At 61.6% G+C, this 17,509-nt stretch carries 10 protein-coding genes; all 10 read left to right on the top strand.

The window, feature by feature from the left end; genetic code table 11:
• Positions 1–2: 2 nt before the first annotated feature.
• The 10 genes from CFR80_RS06980 (at position 3) to rpoC (ending at position 17,350) form a co-directional block, all read left to right on the top strand.
• Entirely contained in the window at positions 3–3,191 is a 3,189-nt protein-coding gene (locus CFR80_RS06980) for an efflux RND transporter permease subunit (RefSeq protein ID WP_010513097.1), read from the top strand.
• Positions 3,188–4,474 carry an efflux RND transporter periplasmic adaptor subunit gene (locus tag CFR80_RS06975; RefSeq protein ID WP_010513096.1) on the top strand — a complete coding sequence of 429 codons (1,287 nt, stop codon included), beginning with the start codon at positions 3,188–3,190 and terminating at the stop codon, positions 4,472–4,474. The genes CFR80_RS06980 and CFR80_RS06975 overlap by 4 nt, the downstream gene beginning before the upstream one ends.
• Complete coding sequence (locus CFR80_RS06970) at positions 4,471–6,093, top strand: efflux transporter outer membrane subunit (RefSeq protein WP_010513095.1); 1,623 nt, start codon at positions 4,471–4,473, stop codon at positions 6,091–6,093. Before CFR80_RS06975 ends, CFR80_RS06970 begins: the two co-directional genes overlap by 4 nt.
• 112 nt (positions 6,094–6,205) lie before the next feature.
• Positions 6,206–6,640, top strand: a complete 435-nt coding sequence (rplK, locus tag CFR80_RS06965) for a 50S ribosomal protein L11 (RefSeq protein WP_010513094.1) — start codon at positions 6,206–6,208, stop codon at positions 6,638–6,640.
• Between the two features lie 5 nt (positions 6,641–6,645).
• Complete coding sequence (gene rplA, locus CFR80_RS06960) at positions 6,646–7,341, top strand: 50S ribosomal protein L1 (protein ID WP_010513093.1); 696 nt, start codon at positions 6,646–6,648, stop codon at positions 7,339–7,341.
• A gap of 92 nt (positions 7,342–7,433) precedes the next feature.
• Positions 7,434–7,607, top strand: coding sequence for a hypothetical protein (locus CFR80_RS19245; protein ID WP_181418174.1), 174 nt, complete (start codon positions 7,434–7,436; stop codon positions 7,605–7,607).
• Between the two features lie 15 nt (positions 7,608–7,622).
• On the top strand, positions 7,623–8,141 hold the full coding sequence (rplJ, locus tag CFR80_RS06955) for a 50S ribosomal protein L10 (RefSeq protein WP_010513092.1): 519 nt from the start codon (positions 7,623–7,625) through the stop codon (positions 8,139–8,141).
• Positions 8,142–8,243: 102 nt separating this feature from the next.
• Positions 8,244–8,621, top strand: a complete 378-nt coding sequence (rplL, locus tag CFR80_RS06950; protein ID WP_010513091.1) for a 50S ribosomal protein L7/L12 — start codon at positions 8,244–8,246, stop codon at positions 8,619–8,621.
• Between the two features lie 257 nt (positions 8,622–8,878).
• Positions 8,879–13,051: a DNA-directed RNA polymerase subunit beta gene (rpoB, locus tag CFR80_RS06945; RefSeq protein ID WP_010513090.1), complete on the top strand. Its 4,173-nt coding sequence runs from the start codon at positions 8,879–8,881 to the stop codon at positions 13,049–13,051.
• 102 nt (positions 13,052–13,153) lie between these two features.
• Positions 13,154–17,350, top strand: coding sequence for a DNA-directed RNA polymerase subunit beta' (gene rpoC, locus CFR80_RS06940; RefSeq protein WP_029329236.1), 4,197 nt, complete (start codon positions 13,154–13,156; stop codon positions 17,348–17,350).
• Positions 17,351–17,509 lie beyond the last annotated feature (159 nt).

The following is a 17,509-nucleotide window of genomic DNA, read 5'->3' as shown; positions in this document are numbered from 1 at the left end:
GCATGAACGGTATCGTCGTTACCGCGCTCAAGCGGCCCTATACTTTCGTTGTCCTGTCCATCCTTATTGTCGTGTTCGGTGTCCGTGGCCTGCTGCGCACGCCAACCGACGTTTTCCCCAGCATCAACATTCCCGTCGTTGCGATCTGCTGGACCTATACCGGTCTCATGCCCGAAGACATGTCGGGCCGCGTCGTCTATTATTACGAGCGCGCGCTGACCGCGACGGTCAACAATATCGAACATATCGAAAGCCAGTCCTATTACGGACGCGGCATCGTGAAGGTGTTCTTCCAGCCCGGCACCGATACCGCCGTGGCGCAGACGCAGATCACCTCCGTCTCCCAGACCGTCATCAAGCAGATGCCCGCGGGCATGACGCCGCCACTGGTGCTGACCTACAACGCATCATCCGTGCCGGTGCTGACGTTGCAGGTGTCGTCCGATTCCATGACGGCGTCGCAGATCTATGACATGTCCTCCAACCTGATCCGGCCGGCGCTGGTTTCGGTGGCGGGTGCGGCCATTCCCAACCCGTATGGCGGCCAGCCGGGCAATATCATGGTCGATCTGGACCAGAGCAAGCTGCTGGCCCATGGTCTGTCCGCAACTGATATCGGCAACGCACTGGGCAAGCAGAACATCGTGCTGCCCGCCGGTGACCAGCAGATCGGCGCGTTTGACTGGATGGTCCAGACCAATGCCTCGCCAGAGGAAATAGACAGCTTCAACAACATGCCCATCAAGCAGGAAGGCAACGCCGTCGTCTACCTGCGTGACGTGGCATGGGTGCATGCCGGCGGTCCGCCCCAGACCAACATGGTGCTGGTCAAGGGGCATCAGGCGGTGCTGATCGTCATCATGAAAAGTGGCGATGCCTCCACCCTGTCGGTGGTCAGCGGGATCAAGGCGCTGCTGCCGTCCATCGTGCGCACGCTGCCGCCGGGGGTGGACATTACCGTGCTGGGCGACGCCTCGACCTTCGTGAAGGAGGCGGTGCGTGACGTGGTGCAGGAAATGGGCACTGCCGCCCTGCTGACCAGCCTTGTGGTGCTTCTGTTCCTCGGGTCGTGGCGATCGACGGTCATCATCGCCACCTCCATCCCGCTGGCCATGCTGTGTTCGGTCATCGGGCTGGGCATGGCGGGGCAGACCATCAATGTCATGACGCTGGGCGGGCTTGCGCTTGCGGTCGGTATCCTGGTGGATGACGCGACTGTCATGATCGAGAACATCGACGCCCATCTGGAAATGGAAAAGGATCTGGAAACGGCCATCATTGATGCCGCCAACCAGATTGTTATCCCCACCTTTGTGTCCACATTATGTATCTGTATCGTGTGGATGCCGCTGTTCCAGCTGACGGGTGTCGCGGGCTGGCTGTTCATGCCCATGGCCGAAGCCATCATCTTCGCCATGATCGCGTCCTTCATCCTGTCGCGCACGCTGGTGCCGACCATGGCCAAATACATGCTGGCGGCACAGGTCGAGGCGCATGCGGCGGCCAGGGCGGCGGGCGGCCACCAGGAACCACGCAATATCTTCGGACGCTTCCAGCAGGGGTTCGAGCGGAAATTCGTGACCTTCCGCAACCGCTATCGCGCCATTCTGGAACATCTGATCAGCATACGCGGCCGGTTCGTGCCGATATTCGGCATCGCGGCGTTTTCCTCACTCGTGCTGCTGGTGTTCGCGGGGCAGGACTTCTTCCCCGAAATCAATTCCAACGCGCTGGCGCTGCACATGCGCGCGCCGATGGGCACCAAGATCGCGGAAGCCGGCAAGATTTCCATGCTGGTGAATGACGAGATCGAACGCCTGCTGCCGGGACAGGTCGAGGGGATCGTCAACAACTGCGGCCTGCCGTTCAGCCCGCTCAACCAGGCCTTCATTCCCACGCCGACCGTAGGCGCGCAGGACTGTGACCTGACCGTGACGCTGAAGAACGAGGAAGCGCCCGTTGCCAAATTCCGCACCATCCTGCGCAAGGGACTGGTGGAGAAATTCCCGGGTACCGAACTCACCTTCATGCCGGCTGACCTTACGGCCAAGATCCTGAACTTCGGCCTGCCTGCGCCGCTGGATGTGCAGGTGACGGGGCGTAACCTGTACGCCAATTTCGATTTTGCCGAAAAGCTGGCCGAAAAGCTGCGCCATGTTACCGGCATTGCCGACGTGGCAGTGCAGGAACCGCTGAATACGCCCACGCTGCGCGTCAATGCGCGCCGGACCTATGCGCTGGGCACCGGCCTGACAGAGGCGGATGTGGCGAACAATGCGCTGGCCGTCCTGTCGGGTAGCGGGCAGGTGGCGCCGACCTACTGGCTGGACCCCAAGACGGGGGTGTCGCACCTGGTGGATATCCAGACGCCGCTGCAGTTCCTGCAGACCATGAACGACCTCGAGACCATTCCCATCGACAAGGGGGACGGCAACCCGCAGGACAGGGCGCCCCAGATTCTGGGCGGGCTGAGCGATATCGTGCAGACAGGCACGCCGGGCGAGGTCTCGCACTACAACATCATGCCGGTGTTCAATATCTACGCCTCGACCGAAGGGCTGGACCTTGGCGCGGTCTCGCGTGAAGTCGCGCGGGTGGTGGACAGCGTGCGCAAGGACCTGCCCGCTGGCTCCAGCCTGACGATCCGTGGGCAGGCTGAGACCATGAACGGCGCCTATATCCAGCTGATCGGCGGGCTGGCGATGTCGATCCTGCTGGTGTACCTGATCATCGTGGTCAACTTCCAGTCGTGGATGGATCCGTTCATCATCATTACCGCGCTGCCCGGTGCGCTGGCCGGTATTTCATGGAGCCTGTTCCTGACGCATACCGCGCTGTCGGTGCCTGCGTTGACGGGGGCGATCATGTGCATGGGCACGGCCACGGCCAATTCCATCCTTGTCGTCTCGTTCGCGCGGGAACGGATGGATGTGCATGGGGATGCGCTGCGGGCCGCGATCGAGGCGGGGTATGAACGTATCCGCCCCGTGCTGATGACGGCGTCGGCCATGATCATCGGCATGCTGCCCATGTCACTGAGCAATTCGCAGAATGCCCCGCTGGGCCGTGCCGTCATGGGCGGCCTGCTGGTTGCGACCTGCGCCACGCTGCTGTTCGTACCCTGCGTATTCGCCCTGATTCACTCCAGAAAGTCCAAGAAGTCCGCCGTTGGCGAAGGAGAGCACGCATGACCGCCACAGGCGAAAACCCCCCGCCGCGCATGTCCGGGCGTGCACGGCTGTATGTCACCCTGGGTGGGGTTGTGGTGGCCGCCATTGTTGCGGGTGGCATCCTTGAACGCCGGATCCATGTCTCGCACCTGAAGGACGCGGCACAGGATGCCGCCATTCCCCGCGTGCAGGTGATCCTGCCGCAGAAGGGGCCCAAGACGCGTACGCTGGACCTGCCGGGCAATATCTCGGCATGGTATCAGGCCCCGATCTTCGCGCAGGTCTCGGGCTATGTGCAGATGTGGTACAAGGATATCGGCGCGAAGGTGAAGGCGGGCGAGATCCTCGCCACCATCGACACGCCGGGGCTGGATGCGCAGTACGCCGCGTCCAAGGCCAATTTTGACGTGGCCATGGCGCGGTACAGGCTGGCGCAGATCACGGCCCGACGCTGGCGCGCGCTGCAGGGCACGCAGGCCGTGTCGCAGCAGGAAGTGGACGTGCAGGCCGCCAATGCCGAAGTCAACCAGGCGGAGGTCGAGGCCGCGCGGCATGAAGTCTCCCGCTATGCCGCGCTGATCGCGTTCAAGCAGATCGTGGCCCCGTTTGACGGGGTCGTGACATCCCGCCTGGCCGATGTTGGCGATTACGTGAACGCCGGTGGCGGGGATGTCTCCTCACGCGGGAACGCAACCGAACTGTTCAGCGTGGCGGACGTGCACCGCATGCGCGTGTTCGTGTCCGTGCCGCAGGATTATGCCGACATCATCAGCCCCAAGCTGGAAGGCGATGTATCTGTGCCGCAGTATCCGGGGCGGGTGTTCAAGGCCAAGTTCCTTGCTACGGCAAAGGCGTTCAGCGCCGGCACGCGTACCGTGACGACGGAACTGGTGGTGGACAACGACAAGCGTGAACTGTGGCCGGATTCCTATGCCAATGTACACTTTGTCGCACCCGGTGACCCCGATATCCTGATAGTTCCCGAAGGTGCCCTGGTGTTTCGCGCTCAGGGCATGCAGGTGGCGGTCGTGGACGCCGATGACCGCATACGCCTGCGCAATGTAACGGTTGGCACCAATCTGGGGACGAAAGTGCAGGTTCTGGCGGGTATCGGTCCAAAGGACCGGATTGTGAACAACCCCTCGGCTGGACTGCTGGAGGGCCAGAAGGTCTATCTGGTCGGCGCGACGCCGGGATATAACGACGCTGGCGCCACGGCCTCGCCGGCGGTGGACAAGGGTGACGACGTGCGGGCCATGCCGGCAGGGGACAGCAACGCAGGCGATACGGGGGTGCGTCAATGAATGGAGCGCCACGCGACCTGCCCTGCGCCCGCCTGTCGCGTCGCATGCTTTCGCTGGCGGGATGCGCCGCCATTGCCGGTACGCTGGCGGGCTGCGTTGACCTGGCCCCCAAATATCATGCCCAGCATTACATGCTGCCCGACAACTGGAAGGGTGACGGGGTGATGCAGTTCGGCACCCCGCAGGATGCCGTAGCCCGTGGTGACTGGTGGAAGGTCTTCCATGACTCCACCCTTGATGAACTGGAGGAACGCGCCAGCCACCTGAACCCCAACCTGCAGGCCGATGCAGAAGCCTTCACCCAGGCGCGTGACATCGCGGCGGAAGCACAGTCGAACCTGTATCCGCAGATCACCGGCGGGGCAGGGGCATCCCAGAACCAGGGATCCAGCCACCGGCTGTGGCGTGGCGCGGGGTCGCAGGGGCCGATCTACATGTCATCCGAGCAGTACAGCGCTGCCGCACGGTGGGAGCCGGATTTCTGGTCCGCCATCCGTAACCGCAGGCGTGTCCAGCAGCGTCTGGCGCAGGCGGCGGCGGCCGATTTCGCGGTGGCAAGGCTGAGCATCCAGTCCGAACTGGCCAATGACTACATGCAGCTGCGCGGGATGGATGCGCAGCACGCGGTCTATCTCGACTCGATCCGGTATTACGAAACCGCAGTCAAGATCACCAAGATGCGGCAGGCCGGCGCGATTGCGGCCGGGATCGACGTATCGCGCGCGCAGACGCAGCTGTCCTCCACCCAGGCGTCGGATACGGACCTGCAGGCCCGACGCGCCGTGATGGAACACGCCATTGCGATTCTGGTAAACGTGACGCCAACCAGTTTCCATATCCAGCCCCGTGCGCAGATTACGTTTCCCAAGGTCGCGACGCCTGTCGGCATTCCCGCCACCCTGCTGGAACGGCGTCCCGACATTGCCAGTGCCGAACGGCACATGGCGGCGGCGAACCGCGCCATTGGCGTATCACGCGCCGCGTTCTATCCGCGTGTAACCTTCAGCGCGACAGCCGGTTTCATGGATAACGGCTTCACGCTCGATAAATTCGCCAACGGCATGTACAACTATGCCGCGCAGGCGGTCATGCCCCTGTTCCAGGGTGGTTTGCGGCGCGCGGAAGTGCAGCGCAACTGGTCTCAGTACCGGCAGGCGGAAGACCAGTACCGCGCCATCGTGCTGGATGCATTCAAGGATGTGGAAGACGGTCTGAGCCTGACCCATGACCTGAATATCGAATCCGTCCAGCAGGCCGAGGCCGTGCAGGCCTCCATGCGTACGCAGAACATGACCATGCAGCTTTATACCGGTGGGCTGACCAACTACCTCGATGTGGTGGTGGCACAGGTGGCGGCGCTGCAGGCCCGGATTGCGGAAGTGCAGGTGGAAACGCGCTACATGCAGGCGCAGGTGGAACTGATCCGTTCACTGGGCGGGGGCTGGACCACGGCCGAGCTGCCAAATAACAAGCAGATCAAGCCGTTTGGTCCCCTGCAGTACACGCATATGCGCATGCCACGGTCCTTCAGTGGCGTGAATGTTGATAATGGCCCCGATTCCCTGGACCTGTCGGGCAGGTCATTTCATGACGGGGACTTGACAGCACCCTCCAAATAGCGGTAGGTGCGCGCCTCTTATCGGAACGCGGGAGGTCGCGCTTCCTGCCCATGCGGGGCAGGGGCGGGCCACCAGAACCGCGGTCCGGGTGAAACAGTCAGGAGCCCCGGATATGGCCAAAAAAATCGTTGGCTACATCAAGCTGCAAATCCCCGCCGGCAAGGCGAATCCGTCCCCGCCGGTTGGTCCGGCACTGGGTCAGCGCGGCCTGAACATCATGCAGTTCTGCAAGGAGTTCAACGCAAAGACGCAGGGTCTCGAACCCGGTATGCCGATTCCCGTCGTCATTACCGCGTATGCCGACCGTACGTTCAGCTTCATTACCAAGACCCCGCCGAACACCTACTTCCTGATGAAGGCCGCCAAGATTTCCAAGGGCAGCTCGACCGTAGGCAAGGCCGCGTCCGTCGGTAAGGTCACGATTGCGCAGCTGCGCGAGATTGCCGAGACGAAGCAGAAAGACATGAACGCCAACGATATCGACGGCGCCGTGCGCATGCTGGCGGGTTCCGCCCGCTCCATGGGTCTCGACGTGGTGGAGGGCTGATTACAATGGCAAAGAACAAGCGTCTGACCGCAGCCCGCGCCGCTGTCGATAGCATGAAGCAGTATGGTCTTGATGAGGCCATCAACCTGGTCAAGCAGAACGCCAAGGCGAAGTTTGACGAGACCGTCGAAATCTCCATGAACCTGGGCATCGACCCGCGTCATGCCGACCAGATGGTCCGTGGCCTGCTGTCCCTGCCCAACGGCACGGGCAAGACCCTGCGCGTTGGTGTGTTCGCCCGTGGCCCGAAGGCCGAGGAAGCGACAGCCGCCGGTGCCGACGTGGTTGGTGCCGAGGATCTGGCTGAAAAGGTGAAGGCGGGCGAAATCGAGTTCGACCGCTGCATCGCGACGCCGGACATGATGGCGCTGGTCGGTCGTCTGGGTAAGATCCTTGGCCCGCGTGGTCTGATGCCGAACCCCAAGCTGGGCACCGTGACCATGGACGTGAAGGGCGCGGTTTCCGCAGCCAAGTCCGGTCAGGTCGAATACCGCGCGGAAAAGGCCGGTATCGTGCATGCAGGCGTTGGCAAGGCATCGTTTGACGAAGCCAAGCTGGCCGAAAACATCCGTGCGTTCGTGGACGCCGTCCAGAAGGCCCGCCCCGCGGGTGCGAAGGGCACGTATGTCAAGAAGATCGCCCTGTCCTCCACCATGGGGCCGGGTGTTACGGTTGACGCGTCCGCTTTCACCGCGGGCTGATCGACTGAAGGATGACCTTGCCCCGTAAAAAGGGCGAGGGAACAGGAGATGGCGACCCTGTCGCCATTTTCCGAACCTGTCCATGACCGGATGTGGCACAAGCCTTGATTGCCCGCACGGGCTGCAACCGGGAGACGGGGATTGCCGGATCGGGGCGAAAGCCCGCACTGGTTGTTCCGTTTGAAAGGACAGGCGAACCGGGGTGTCGCAGGCTTGCCGCGCGCCCCAAGGGTAAACCCTATCTGCCGGTTCATGCCGGCAGATGATGATGGAGACGGGATTTGGACCGTACGGAGAAGCGGGAGTTTGTTGCCTCCCTCGCAGCCGTGTTCGCGAAGACGTCCATGGTCATCGTCACCCGTAATGACGGGCTGAGCGTGGCTGATGTGACGGAACTTCGGCGTCGCGTGCGTGCGGCAGGAGCTACACACAAGGTCGCGAAGAACCGGCTGGCCTCTCTCGCCCTGGCAGGGACCCAGTTCGAAGGCATCAAGCCGCTGCTGAAGGGGCCGACCGCGTTGTCGTGGGCGGATGAACCCGTGGCAGTGGCGAAGGTGCTGGTCGAGTTCGCCAAAACCAATGACAAGCTTGTTCTGCTCGGTGGATCGCTTGGTGCCCAGACGCTCAACGTCGAAAGCATCAAGGCTCTGGCCGAGCTGCCGTCCCTGGACGTTCTGCGCGCGCAGCTGGTGGGGCTTATCTCCACGCCGGCAACGCGTATCGCAGGCGTGCTCCAGGCGCCGGCCGGACAGCTTGCACGGGTTTTTGGTGCCTATGCCAAGACGGGCGAAGCAGCCTGAGACCTATGACCCGGCCCGCCGGGTTATCAACAAAATGGCATTTTCCTGAAAAAACGGGATTGTGCTGTGCCAACCAGTGTATAAATTAGGAAGACCAAAATTATGGCCGATCTGAACAAGATTGTTGAAGACCTGTCCGCTCTGACCGTTCTGGAAGCTGCCGAGCTGTCCAAGCTGCTGGAAGAGAAGTGGGGCGTTTCCGCTGCTGCTCCGGTTGCCGTGGCTGCTGCACCGGGTGCCGCTGCTGGTGGCGCGCCGGCAGAAGAAAAGACGGAATTCGACGTTGTCCTGACCAAGGCGGGCGACAAGAAGATCAACGTGATCAAGGAAATCCGCGCGATCACGGGTCTGGGCCTGAAGGAAGCCAAGGATCTGGTCGAGGGTGCGCCCAAGACCATCAAGGAAGGCGCCAGCAAGGATGAAGCCGAAAAGATCAAGAAGACCCTTGAAGACAACGGCGCTTCTGTCGAAATCAAATAAGTTGGCCAATCGGGATGCGTCCGTTATGACGCACTCTGGCTAATTGTTCAGGTGAGGGTGGAAACCGTCTGGTTTCCGCCCCCTTGGCCGTTACAGGCACCCTGGCCGCAAGGCTTCGGGTGCCTTTGGTGGTAGATGGGGTCGGTCAGGGCATTACGCCCGGATGCGGCCCGCCAAGGATTTTTACGGGCCGCGCAGTCCGCGTGACATTCGTGTCACGGTCGTGCGGACCTGTGTGGATGGGGGCTGGATAGGCGATGAACGCGATTACAAAATCGTTCACGGGACGCAAACGCATCCGCAAGAGCTTCGGGCACATACCCGAGGTCGCTCCGATGCCCAATCTGATTGACGTGCAGCGGGCAAGCTACGAAACGTTCCTTCAGATGAATGTGGCGCCCGACAGCCGGACGCCGACGGGCCTGCAGGAAGTGTTCCGTTCCGTCTTTCCGATCAATGACTTTGCAGGGCGCGGGCGTCTGGAATTCGTCAGCTATGAGCTGGAGGAGCCGAAATATGACGTCGAGGAATGCATCCAGCGTGGCCTGACCTTTGCCGCGCCGCTGAAGGTGATCCTGCGCCTGATCGTATGGGACGTGGATGAAGATACCGGGTCGCGCTCGATCCGCGATATCAAGGAACAGCCGGTCTATATGGGCGACATGCCGCTCATGACCGATAACGGCACCTTCATCATCAACGGGACCGAGCGTGTCATCGTCAGCCAGATGCACCGCAGCCCGGGCGTGTTCTTCGATCACGACAAGGGCAAGACCCATTCTTCGGGCAAGTTTCTGTTCGCGGCGCGTGTCATTCCCTATCGCGGCTCGTGGCTCGATTTCGAATTCGACAGCAAGGACCTGATCTACGTCCGCATCGACCGCAAGCGCAAGCTGCCGGTCACCACGCTGCTGTACGCCCTGGAAGGTGCGGAGTCCGAAGCCGCCCGCGCCGCCAAGGCTGCCGAGGGCGGGGACGTGGAGTCCATGGAAATCCAGGGCATGTCCCCGGACGAGATCCTGAGCTACTTCTATGGCAAGGTCGAATTCGCCAAGACGGAAAAGGGCTGGGCCCGCCGTTTTGATGCGGACGCCTTCCGTGGCATGAAGCTGCTCGAGCCGCTGATTGACGCCCAGACGGGTGAGGAAGTGGCCCCGGTCGACGCGAAGCTGACCGCCCGCATGGTCCGCAAGATTGCGGAAACCACCAAGGAAGTGCTGGTCGGCCCCGCTGGCCTGATCGGACGTTTCATCGCATCCGACATCGTCAACGAGAGCACGGGCGAGATCTATGCCGAAGCCGGTGACGAACTGACCGAGCAGAAGCTGGAAGAACTTGAGGAAGCCGGCCTGACCACCCTGTCCACCCTGGCGGTGGACGCGGCCAACGGCCCGTGGATCCGCAACACGCTTGCGGTGGACAAGAACGCCTCGCGCGATGAGGCGCTGACCGACATCTACCGTGTCATGCGCCCCGGTGAGCCGCCGACGCCCGAGACGGCGGAAGCCATGTTCTCCGGCCTGTTCTTCGATCCCGACCGTTATGACCTGTCCGCCGTGGGGCGCGTGAAGATGAACATGCGCCTTGGCGTGGACGTGCCCGACACGGTGCGTGTCCTGCGCAAGGAAGACATCCTGCGCACCGTCAAGATCATGTGTGAGCTGAAGGACGGTCGCGGCGCGATCGACGATATCGACAACCTTGGCAACCGTCGCGTGCGTTCGGTTGGCGAGCTGATGGAAAACCAGTACCGCGTCGGCCTGCTGCGCATGGAGCGCGCCATCCGCGAACGCATGGGTTCGGTCGACATCGATACGGTCATGCCGCATGACCTGATCAACGCCAAGCCGGCGGCCGCTGCGGTGCGTGAGTTCTTCGGTTCCTCCCAGCTCAGCCAGTTCATGGACCAGACCAACCCGCTGTCGGAGGTCACGCACAAGCGTCGTCTTTCCGCACTCGGTCCGGGGGGGCTGACACGTGAGCGTGCGGGCTTCGAGGTCCGTGACGTGCACCCGACGCATTATGGCCGTATCTGCCCGATCGAGACGCCGGAAGGCCCGAACATCGGTCTGATCAACTCGCTGGCCACCTACGCCAAGGTGAACAAGTACGGCTTTATCGAAACCCCGTACCGCATGGTGGAAGACGGCGTCCTTCAGGATGGCTGGAAGTATCTTTCCGCCATGGAGGAAGAAAAGCTGGTCGTCGCCCAGGCTGATGCCAGCCAGGACGCGCAGGGCCACCTGACGGACGATCTGGTTTCGGTGCGTCGTGGTGGTGACTTCCGCCAGGTTCCGCCCACCGATGTGACGGCATGCGACGTGTCGCCCAAGCAGCTTGTCTCGGTCGCTGCGGCCCTCATCCCGTTCCTTGAGAACGATGACGCCAACCGTGCGCTGATGGGCTCGAACATGCAGCGTCAGGCCGTGCCGCTGGTGCGTTCCGATGCGCCTCTGGTCGGCACGGGCATGGAAGCCGCCGTGGCGCATGACTCGGGTGCGGCAATCGTTGCGCGTCGCCATGGTATCGTGGACCAGATCGATGGTGCCCGTATCGTTGTCCGTGCGACGGACGAGGCCGGTGCGACGCAGGGCGTGGATATCTACCGCCTGCGCAAATACATGCGTTCCAACCAGTCCACCTGCATCAACCAGCGTCCGCTGGTGCGCGTGGGTGATCAGGTCCGCGCGGGTGAGATCATCGCTGATGGTCCGTCCACGGAACTTGGTGAACTGGCGCTGGGCCGCAACGTGCTGGTCGCGTTCATGCCCTGGAATGGTTACAACTTTGAAGATTCGATCCTGATTTCCGAACGGATCGCGCGTGATGACGTCTTTACCTCGATCCATATCGAGGAATTCGAGGTCATGGCCCGTGATACCAAGCTGGGTCAGGAAGAAATCACCCGCGATATCCCGAATGTCGGTGAGGAAGCACTGCGCAACCTCGACGAAGCCGGGATCGTGTATGTGGGCGCCGAGGTGAACCCCGGTGACATCCTGATCGGCAAGGTCACGCCGAAGGGCGAAAGCCCGATGACGCCGGAAGAAAAGCTGCTGCGCGCCATCTTCGGTGAAAAGGCGTCTGACGTCCGTGACACCTCGCTCAAGCTGCCGCCTGGCACGACAGGTACCATTGTTGATGTGCGCGTGTTCTCCCGCCGTGGCGTGGATAAGGACGAGCGCGCCATGGCCATCGAGCGCGCCGAGATCGAACGCCTCGCCAAGGACCGTGACGATGAACGCGCCATTCAGGAACGTTCGTTCTACAACCGGCTGCGTGAACATCTGATTGGCCAGACGGCTGGCACGGGCTTCAAGGGCATCCGTTCCGGCACGGTCATTACGGATGAGGTCCTGTCCGAACATCCGCGTGGCGCATGGCGCAACATCACCGTGATGTCTGACGAGGTCATGGCGGAACTGGAAACGCTGCGTCGTGAATTCGATGCCGCCGTTGCCAAGATCCAGGCCCGTTTCGACAACAAGGTGGAAAAGCTGCAGCGCGGTGACGAACTGCCGCCGGGCGTGATGAAGATGGTCAAGGTCTTTGTCGCGGTGAAGCGCAAGCTCCAGCCGGGTGACAAGATGGCTGGCCGTCACGGCAACAAGGGTGTCGTCTCCCGCGTTGTGCCGGTCGAGGACATGCCGTTCCTTGAGGATGGTACGTCGGTCGATCTGGTGCTGAACCCGCTGGGTGTGCCGTCGCGCATGAACGTGGGGCAGATCCTTGAGACGCATCTGGGCTGGGCCTGCGCCAATATCGGGCGTCAGGTGGCGCAGCTGGCCGATGAATACCAGCGCCACGGTGAAAAGCGGCAGGAACTGCTGGATGAACTGAAGTCGATCTACGGCGACGCGGTTTATGACGAGCAGATCGGTGACATGACCGATGCCCAGCTGCTGGAGCTGTGTGGCAACCTGCGCAAGGGCGTGCCGATCGCAACGCCGGTGTTCGATGGTGCGTCCATCCCGGATATCGAGACCATGCTGCAGAAGGCCGGCGTGGATAAATCCGGGCAGTCGCAGCTGATCGACGGACGCACGGGGGAACCGTTTGAGCGTAAGACCACGGTTGGTTACATCTACATGCTCAAGCTGCATCACCTTGTCGATGACAAGATACATGCCCGTTCCATCGGCCCGTACTCGCTGGTGACCCAGCAGCCGCTGGGTGGTAAGGCGCAGTTCGGTGGGCAGCGCTTTGGTGAAATGGAAGTGTGGGCGCTGGAAGCTTACGGCGCCGCCTACACACTGCAGGAAATGCTGACGGTCAAATCGGATGACGTATCCGGTCGTACCAAGGTGTATGAAGCCATCGTGCGCGAGCAGGATGATTTCGAAGCCGGTATTCCGGAAAGCTTCAACGTCCTGATCAAGGAACTGAAGTCCCTTGGCCTGAATGTTGACCTGGAACAGAGCGGTTCCTGACCGGGCCTTAATGTTGCACGTCGGTCCATACATTTTTCTTTCAGGAGTGGGAGCAGGTAACGCGGCTGCTTCCGCTTCATTCCCTCAGGGGGTTTGCGGCGCATGAATGAACTCATGAAGATCCTTGGTCAGGGCGGCCAGGCCATGACCTTCGATCAGATCAAGATCCAGCTGGCTTCGGCCGAGCAGATCCGTTCCTGGTCGTACGGCGAGATCAAGAAGCCCGAGACCATCAACTACCGGACATTCAAGCCGGAACGTGATGGCCTGTTCTGCGCGCGGATATTCGGTCCGATCAAGGATTACGAATGTCTGTGCGGCAAGTACAAGCGGATGAAATTCCGCGGTATCATCTGCGAAAAGTGCGGCGTTGAAGTGACGCTGGCAAAAGTCCGGCGCGAGCGCATGGGCCATATCGAACTCGCCAGCCCCGTTGCCCATATCTGGTTCCTCAAGTCGCTGCCCAGCCGTATCGGCCTGATGGTCGACATGACGCTGAAGGATCTGGAAAAGATCCTGTATTTCGAAAGCTACGTGGTTCTGGAACCCGGCACGTCGCCGCTCAAGCAGTACAGCCTGCTGACGGAAGACCAGTACCTTGATGTCATGGATGAGCATGGCGACGAGGGGATCGAGGTCGGGATCGGCGCGGAAGCGATCAAGAAGATCCTGGAACGCATCGACTGCAAGGTCGAAAAGGAAGAACTGCGCCAGGAACTGAAGGACACCACGTCCGAGGCCAAGCGCAAGAAGCTGGTCAAGCGCCTGAAGCTGGTCGAGGCCTTTGCCGACAGTGAATCGCGCCCGGAATGGATGATCCTGGACCTGGTGCCGGTCATTCCGCCTGAACTGCGCCCGCTGGTGCCGCTGGATGGTGGCCGGTTCGCGACATCGGACCTGAATGACCTGTACCGTCGCGTCATCAACCGTAACAACCGTCTCAAGCGGCTGATCGAACTGCGTGCGCCGGACATCATTGTCCGTAACGAAAAGCGCATGCTGCAGGAATCGGTCGATGCGCTGTTTGACAACGGCCGCCGTGGGCGCGCCATTACCGGTGCGAACAAGCGTCCGCTGAAGTCGCTGTCCGACATGCTGAAGGGCAAGCAGGGTCGCTTCCGTCAGAACCTGCTGGGCAAGCGCGTCGACTATTCCGGCCGTTCGGTCATCGTGGTCGGGCCGGAACTGAAGCTGCACCAGTGTGGTCTGCCCAAGAAGATGGCGCTGGAGTTGTTCAAGCCGTTCATCTACTCCAAGCTGGAAAAATACGGTCACGCCACCACCATCAAGGCCGCGAAGCGGATGGTGGAAAAGGAACGTCCCGAGGTCTGGGATATCCTTGAAGAAGTGATCCGTGAACATCCCGTCATGCTCAACCGCGCGCCGACGCTGCACCGTCTGGGTATCCAGGCGTTCGAACCGGTGCTGATCGAAGGCAAGGCGATCCAGCTGCACCCGCTGGTCTGCACCGCCTTCAACGCGGACTTTGACGGTGACCAGATGGCCGTACACGTCCCGCTGAGCCTCGAAGCCCAGCTGGAAGCGCGCGTGCTGATGATGTCCACCAACAACATCCTCAGCCCCGCCAACGGCAAGCCCATCATTGTGCCGTCACAGGATATCGTGCTGGGGCTGTACTACCTCAGCCTCGAGACGCCGGAATTCCGTGCGACGCCTGACCAGAACAGCTATGATGACAAGGGGCAGGTGACGGTTGCGGGCGCGCCGTCCTTCTCCAGCGTTGGCGAAGTGGAATATGCGCTCAGCACGGGCGCCGTGAAGCTGCATGACAAGATCCGCGCGCGGATCGAGAATGTCGATGCCGAGGGCAAGGTTACACGCGAGACCGTCGTGACCACGCCGGGTCGCATGCTCGTGGCCCAGATCCTGCCGCGCAATGCGGCGCTGCCGTTCTCGCTGATCAACCGCCAGCTGACCAAGAAGATCGTGTCGGACGTCATCGATGCGGTCTACCGTCACTGCGGCCAGAAGGAATGCGTGATCTTCTGTGACCGCCTGATGGGCCTCGGGTTCCGCCATGCGGCGAAGTCGGGCATTTCCTTCGGCAAGGACGACATGATCGTCCCTACCGAGAAGAAGGAACTGGTCGATCGCACCGCCGCCGAGGTGAAGGAGTTCGAGCAGCAGTATCAGGACGGTCTGATCACCGCAGGCGAGCGCTATAACAAGGTGGTCGATGCATGGTCGCGCTGCACGGATGAAGTGCAGGCCGCGATGATGAAGGAGATCTCCAAGCAGGAAATCGGCAAGCCGACCAATTCGGTGTGGATGATGAGCCACTCCGGTGCCCGTGGGTCGCCAGCTCAGATGAAGCAGCTGGCCGGCATGCGTGGCCTGATGGCCAAGCCGTCGGGTGAGATCATCGAACAGCCGATCATCGCCAACTTCAAGGAAGGTCTGTCGGTTCTCGATTACTTCACGTCCAGCCATGGTGCGCGTAAGGGCCTGGCCGATACCGCGCTGAAGACCGCGAACTCGGGTTACCTGACCCGCCGTCTGGTCGATGTGGCGCAGGACAGCATCATTGTCGAGGAAGATTGCGGCACCGAACGGGGCCTGACGGTCCGTGCGGTCATGGATGGCGGCGAAGTCGTTGCCTCCCTGTCCGAGCGTATGCTGGGTCGTACGCTGGCGGCTGACGTGCTGGATCCGGCAACCGGCAAGGTGCTGTTCCCGCGCAACACGCTGATCGAGGAAGCCCAGGCGGAGCAGATCGAGAAGGCGGGTGTCGAAAGCCTGCTGATCCGCTCCGTGCTGACCTGTGACAGCCGCGTGGGCGTATGTGGTTACTGCTATGGCCGTGACCTTGCACGTGGCACGCCGGTCAATATCGGTGAAGCCGTGGGTGTCATCGCCGCGCAGTCTATCGGTGAGCCGGGCACCCAGCTGACCATGCGTACCTTCCATATCGGTGGCGCAGCGCAGCGTGGCGCCGAGCAGTCGATGGTCGAGGCCTCGCGTGACGGCAAGGTGACGATCCGTAACAAGAACGTCGTGCATAACAGTCAGAACGTGCCCATCGTCATGTCGCGTAACTGCGAAATCCTGCTGACGGATGATCGTGGCACCGAACGCGCCCGTTACCGTGTGCCCTATGGTGCGCGCCTGCTGGTGGAAGACGGAGCGGCGGTCACGCGCGGCCAGAAAATGGCCGAGTGGGATCCGTATACCCTGCCGATCATCACCGAGCAGCCCGGTAAGGTTGAATACCTCGACCTGATCGACTCCATCACCCTGGTGGAGCGGATGGATGAGGTGACCGGCCTGACATCCAAGGTGGTCGTGGACTACAAGCAGGCTTCCAAGGGGATCGACCTTCGTCCGCGCCTGCAGCTGAAGGATGCCAATGGCGATGTCGTGAAGCTGGCCAACGGTAACGACGCCCGCTACTTCCTGTCGCCTGACTCACTGCTGTCGGTCGAGAACGGCGCACAGGTCAATGCAGGTGACGTGCTGGCCCGTATTCCGCGTGAAGGGTCCAAGACGCGTGATATTACCGGTGGTCTGCCGCGCGTGGCCGAACTGTTCGAGGCGCGTCGTCCGAAGGACCATGCCATCATCTCGGAAACCGAGGGGCGTGTGGAATTCGGCAAGGACTACAAGTCCAAGCGCCGTGTCATCGTGAAGAACGACGAGACGGGCGAGGAGACGGATTACCTGATCCCCAAGGGCAAGCACGTTTCCGTTCAGGAAGGCGACTTTGTCCAGGTTGGCGATCCGCTGGTCGATGGTCCGCGCGTGCCGCATGACATTCTGAAGGTTCTGGGTGTCGAGGCGCTGTCCGACTATCTCGTCAACGAGATTCAGGACGTCTACCGACTGCAGGGCGTGAAGATCAATGACAAGCACATTGAAGTCATCGTGCGCCAGATGCTGCAGAAGGTGGAAATCCTTGAGCCGGGTGATACGACCTACCTGATCGGTGAGACGGTGGACCGTATCGAGTTCGAGGAAGAGAACACGAAGCGCCTGAACATGGGCGAACGCCCTGCTGTTGCCATGCCTGTGCTGCAGGGCATCACGAAGGCGTCGCTGCAGACGCAGTCCTTCATCTCCGCCGCATCCTTCCAGGAGACCACACGTGTCCTGACAGAGGCTGCCACGGCGGGTAAGAAGGATACGCTGAACGGCCTGAAGGAGAACGTGATTGTCGGCCGCCTGATCCCGGCAGGGACGGGCAGTGTGATGAACAAGCTCCGTGCCGTTGCAGCGGGTGAAGACAAGCAGCGTCTGGCCCAGGCCCGCGCTGCGGTGGCCACCACCAAGGCCGCCGAATAACAATACGAGTGAAATGCCAGATACCGCAGGTCGGTATCTGGCATGATTCGGTGCTGCACTATTGTCACCATCCGATTCAGGCGGTATCAGCGGCCTGACGGAGCGGTGCTCCGAGTCCGATGGAACAGAGTCGCTCTGTCGGACTGCTAGCGAATCCTG

The organism is Komagataeibacter oboediens (assembly GCF_003207815.1).
GTDB lineage: Bacteria > Pseudomonadota > Alphaproteobacteria > Acetobacterales > Acetobacteraceae > Komagataeibacter > Komagataeibacter oboediens.
This window is presented reverse-complemented; position numbering and strand designations above follow the sequence as displayed.

Bases quoted from the DNA above. Each gene is read 5' to 3' on its own strand.
- CFR80_RS06980 (WP_010513097.1), top strand. From the start codon at position 3: ATGAACGGTATCGTCGTTACCGCGCTCAAGCGGCCCTATACTTTCGTT.
- CFR80_RS06975 (WP_010513096.1), top strand. From the start codon at position 3,188: ATGACCGCCACAGGCGAAAACCCCCCGCCGCGCATGTCCGGGCGTGCA.
- CFR80_RS06970 (WP_010513095.1), top strand. From the start codon at position 4,471: ATGAATGGAGCGCCACGCGACCTGCCCTGCGCCCGCCTGTCGCGTCGC.
- rplK (WP_010513094.1), top strand. From the start codon at position 6,206: ATGGCCAAAAAAATCGTTGGCTACATCAAGCTGCAAATCCCCGCCGGC.
- rplA (WP_010513093.1), top strand. From the start codon at position 6,646: ATGGCAAAGAACAAGCGTCTGACCGCAGCCCGCGCCGCTGTCGATAGC.
- rplL (WP_010513091.1), top strand. From the start codon at position 8,244: ATGGCCGATCTGAACAAGATTGTTGAAGACCTGTCCGCTCTGACCGTT.
- rpoB (WP_010513090.1), top strand. From the start codon at position 8,879: ATGAACGCGATTACAAAATCGTTCACGGGACGCAAACGCATCCGCAAG.
- rpoC (WP_029329236.1), top strand. From the start codon at position 13,154: ATGAATGAACTCATGAAGATCCTTGGTCAGGGCGGCCAGGCCATGACC.